The sequence below is a fragment of the Neisseria sp. P0021.S007 genome, assembly GCF_051956855.1.
This window is the reverse complement of record NZ_JBQCXA010000076.1, coordinates 1-1,358: the sequence shown is the minus strand read 5'-3', so window position 1 is coordinate 1,358 and position 1,358 is coordinate 1. Positions and strand designations below refer to the sequence as shown.

Below are 1,358 nucleotides of genomic sequence, written 5' to 3'. Positions count from 1 at the left end.
AACCCTCGCCGCCCTGCGCGAACACGCCCAAAGCAACCCGTTCTTCCAAGCCATGCTCTCTAATATGGAGCAAGTGATGGCGAAAACCGACATCACTTTGGCGGAAAACTATGCCGGCTTGAGCGAATCGCCCGATAAAGCAAAGGTCATCTTCGGCATGATCAAGGAAGAATACCAACGCAGCCGCAAAGCACTGCTCGACTTGCTGCAAACCGAAGAGCTCCTGCGCGACAACCGCAGCCTCGCCCGTTCGCTTGCCTTGAGGATTCCATATTTGAACGCCCTCAACGGCCTGCAAGTCGCCATGCTCAAACGCCTGCGCAAAGAGCCCGATAATCCGCACGCCCTTCTGATGGTTCACTTGACCATCAACGGCGTAGCGCAAGGTTTGCGTAATACCGGTTAAGGCAGTACGGAAAAAAGGCCGTCTGAAACAATTTTCAGACGGCCTTTTTATGATGAATATACACCAGCATTGCGGCTGTTTTGAGTACCTCTACAATATGCTATAATCCGCCGTTAAACTTTTATCTTTTCAGGAAAAACCATGAGCTTGAAATGCGGTATCGTCGGTTTGCCCAACGTCGGCAAATCCACCCTCTTTAACGCGCTGACCCAATCGGGTATCGAAGCGGCAAACTATCCTTTCTGTACCATCGAACCCAACGTCGGCATCGTTGAAGTCCCTGATCCGCGTATGGCCGAATTGGCAAAAATCGTCAATCCGCAAAAAATGCAGCCCGCCATCGTCGAATTTGTCGACATCGCCGGTTTGGTTGCAGGTGCGAGCAAAGGCGAAGGCTTAGGCAACCAGTTCCTCGCCAACATCCGTGAAACTGACGCGATTGTTAACGTCGTGCGTTGCTTTGACGACGACAACATCGTCCATGTCGCAGGCAAAGTCGATCCGATTGCCGACATCGAAACCATCGGCACCGAGTTGGCACTGGCTGACTTAGCCAGCGTCGAAAAAACCATCGTCCGCGAAGAAAAACGTGCACGCTCAGGCGACAAAGACGCGCAAAAACTGGTCGATCTGTGCAAAAAACTGCTACCTCATCTGGACGAAGGCAAGCCTGTACGCTCCTTCGGCTTAGACGCAGAAGAACTCGCCATGCTCAAACCACTGTTCTTGCTGACTGCCAAACCTGCCATGTATGTCGGCAACGTTTCCGAAGACGGTTTTGAAAACAACCCGCACCTCGACCGCCTGAAAGAATTGGCTGCAAAAGAAAACGCGCCGGTTGTGGCCGTATGTGCCGCGATGGAAAGCGAAATCGCCGAATTGGAAGACGATGAAAAAGCCGAATTCCTCGCCGAAATGGGCTTGGAAGAACCGGGCCTGAACCGTCGGATTC

2 protein-coding genes are annotated in these 1,358 nt (G+C 52.4%); both read left to right on the top strand.

What is annotated here, in order from left to right; all coding sequences use genetic code 11:
* Positions 1–406 (top strand): phosphoenolpyruvate carboxylase (locus ACTHUR_RS11200; RefSeq protein WP_440398621.1); only part of this gene is annotated, 406 nt, incomplete at its 5' end.
* Between the two features lie 141 nt (positions 407–547).
* Positions 548–1,358, top strand: an 811-nt coding sequence (ychF, locus tag ACTHUR_RS11195) for a redox-regulated ATPase YchF (protein WP_440398620.1), incomplete at its 3' end; no start/stop codon positions are given.